Below are 3,290 nucleotides of genomic sequence, written 5' to 3'. Positions count from 1 at the left end.
TGCTGACCCAACGAAAGCCCCGATATGGTAATCGGATCATAGCTGTAATGTGGGCCGACCATTACCCCGTCGACATAATAATGCATGTGGGTACCCCCTACCGCGATCTCCCAGTTCTCGATCTGGAAAGCTACGTCGAAGGGGTCGTTCACATCGCTTCCATTTGTAGGATTCGTTATTGATATGTTGGGGCTAGCTACCACGTCGCCATTTGGAAGTAATTCTATAGCGGTGATTTTTGGGTTTCCTACTTCGGCTAAGAACTGTATTGTCGCAAATCCATCAGTGATGTTGATATTGTTCAGTTCCTTGACCAGAGCGGTCGCCGTAGCGACTTCCGATAGGATATCGAAGTCGTCCAACACCACATTGCCCTCGATCGAAACATCGAATACCCGAGAACCTTCTCCTCCTCCTGATCCAGCGCCCGGCTGACCGAAGAAGATCTCGGCGAAATGCAAGCGTATGTCAAAGTTGCCTGAGGCAGGAACAGGGATTTCATAAGTAAACTCCCCCCAGCGCTCGCTGCGATATAGTTCATCGTCGGAAGTACCCGATATCTCAAGGTCCCCATCCGTAAAGGTATTGCCCCCAGTGGCGTATTGGTCGGCGGCGAAGATCTGTCCGCCGGCGATCACTTGGCCGCCGCCGCTGTTGATCCGTACCGGGTCTTCGATCGTGAAGCCATAAGATCCCGTGGCCACGCTCAACCCCGCTAGGTTCTCGACTCCAGATATCGTCAGTTCGTAGTTCTGGCCAGCGCTCAATGCACTGGTGGTCAACGATACCGTGCGCCCGTCGGGCTGGAGGCTCGCCGAGACCACCGTAATCCCGTTGTCGATCGCGTAATTGCCGGTCGCCACAGCACTGACCGCATCGACGTATTCCGAAAATTCGGCCCATACCTCCGTCGGGCCCACCGCCATCACGTCGTTCACCGTCGGTGCACTGTTGTCTACCGATACCCCGGGGCCTACGAACTCCACATAGTTCAGGTCGAAAATGTCCGTGCCACTGCCCGTGAACACGAAATATAGATCGTTCATCCCGCCGGGATCGCTGATCGCGCTCTCTACGTCTACCCAATCATCGCTGCCGCCGGTATCCGGTACAGCGGTGGTCGTAAGTACGGGGCCCGTCGGGGAACCCGTCCTGAACTCGATCGATCCGCCGGCCGCACTCGAGGAAACCCGATAACGTACCGAAGTGATATTGGTCAGGTTACGCCCCTCGAAATAGATATAACCACCGGCATCAACGCGGACGGCCTCACTGCCCCCGCCCCAGATGTCGGTATTGCTGATGATCTCCGTACCGCTCTCCCCATCACGGAATTCCGCCTCGTTGCGCTTAGGATAGATCTCGATCTTACGGTCAGAGGTCAGACCGCCCTGGTCCGTATAATCCACTCCGATCACGAAGAACAGGTCGGCGTCACCCGATATGTTGTGCCCTTGCGGGTCAAGGTTCAGCTCTTGGGCACAGCCCGATATCGTCAAATCGGCATGCGAGTGGTTCGAGTGGCCCAGTTCGGGAAGTACGTCCACGTCATTGCAGTCGATACCGCTGCCCACCGTGCCCGGGTTGCCGTCGGTATCGCCGTCTTCGGCATCGCTCACCAAGATGTCCAGCGAGATGTCGTCGCTCCAGTCGAAGAATCCGCCCTCCAAGGGGGAGCGGAAGGTAAAGTCGGCCAGGGTATTGCCCGCGTTGATCGTCAGGTTCGCAACCCCTTCGCCCCCATTGCCGTCGCTTACGCGGAGTTGTACGTTATAATTGCCCGCCACCGTGTAGACGTGGGTCGGGTTCTCAGCGGTCGAATCGACCGTACCGTCGGTCTCGAAATCCCATTCGTAGCTCAATGGGCTGTCTCCGTCAGGGTCGCTCGTGCCGGCGCTCGAAAAGTTCACCGTCAACGGTAGCGCACCATTGGTCGGGTCGGCTGATAGCGATACGATCGGCGAACGGTTGGTCACCTCTCCCGTATAATCCAATCGGATCACCTTGCCCCCGCTGCCAGCCCGGTACTCCAGTATGTAAAGGTGGTCGTCTGGACCCAATTGCATGTCGATGAAGTCCGTATCCCCACTGAATGGAAAGATCTGGAGCGTCATCTGTTCGTTGTTGGTGATGTTACCGTCTCCGTCCATGGCCACTGCCCATACGTGGCTGTTCACGAAGTTGAAATAGAAGAAACGACCATCGAACTCCTGTGGCAGACGCTGGGGGTCCGTGCCGTCGGGGTCATAATGGTAACGCGGTCCGGCCATATAGGCCCGGTGGAAGAAATCGATCCATGCAGGCTGTGCCGCAGGTAGCGAGGTCAGCCCCGTGTTGTGTACCGATGTGTTCTGTGGGCTCGCAGGGTCGTTGTAGTACGGTGGCGTACCGTAAGGAACCTGGTACGCATAAAGTGCCGAATCGTCGCCAGCTCCCTGGGTGTCGGGGTCGTTCACACCGTTGCCCGCAAAGTACGGCCAGCCGTAGTTGCCCGGTTGCTTGACAAGGTTCATCTCGTCCATACCCAAGGGGCCTTCACCGCTTGGTCCGTCTTGGTTCGCGTCAGGACCAACCTCACCCCAGAACAACCAGTCCGTGGCGTTCTTGTCGACGAAGATCCGGTACGGGTTGCGAGCGCCCATTACGTAAATCTCATCACGGGTGCCGGGGGTGCCGGGAGTGAACAGGTTGCCCGTTGGGATCGTATAGTTCGGGTGCTCGACCGGACCACCACCGACATCAGGGGTAATCCGAAGGATCTTCCCTCTCAGGTCGTTCGTGTTCGAGGCCGTGTTCTCAGCACTTTGGTCAGGGTCCGATTCGTTGAACAGACCGTAATCGGAATGGTTCGAGTTGTCGCCCGTGGCTATGTATAGGTTGCCCGCAGAATCGAAGTCCATATCACCAGCGGCATGGAAATAATTGTTGCGCTGGGTGGGCCATTGTAAAAGAACCGCCTCAGAGCCCATGTCCAAAACATCACCCACCATAGTGAATCGACTCACCCGGTTACCCACAAAACCCGATGGACTGTAATGCAAATAAATGTAGTTGTTGCTCGTGAAATCAGGATCCACCGCAACCCCGATAAGACCGTCTTCCAAATCACTGAATACCGATATCGTACCGGCACTGACCTTGGTCTGCGTATCGGGACGATAGACCACCAACTCCCCGTTGCGGTCCAAAATCAACATCCGACCGTCGGGAAGGAACTTGAAGGTCGTCGAATTCGATAGACCCGTTACAACGTCAACACGTTGGTAATCATCCGCTCCGTTGGGCAACTG

General features: G+C 56.4%; 1 protein-coding gene. It reads right to left on the bottom strand.

The genetic code is table 11. From position 1 onward, the window contains the following. The coding region (locus ABV409_RS16655; RefSeq protein WP_353878759.1) for a PQQ-dependent sugar dehydrogenase at window positions 1-3,290 on the bottom strand (3,290 nt) is incomplete at both ends.

Source organism: Flagellimonas algarum (assembly GCF_040513375.1).
In the GTDB taxonomy this organism is placed as follows: domain Bacteria; phylum Bacteroidota; class Bacteroidia; order Flavobacteriales; family Flavobacteriaceae; genus Flagellimonas_B; species Flagellimonas_B algarum.
This window is presented reverse-complemented; position numbering and strand designations above follow the sequence as displayed.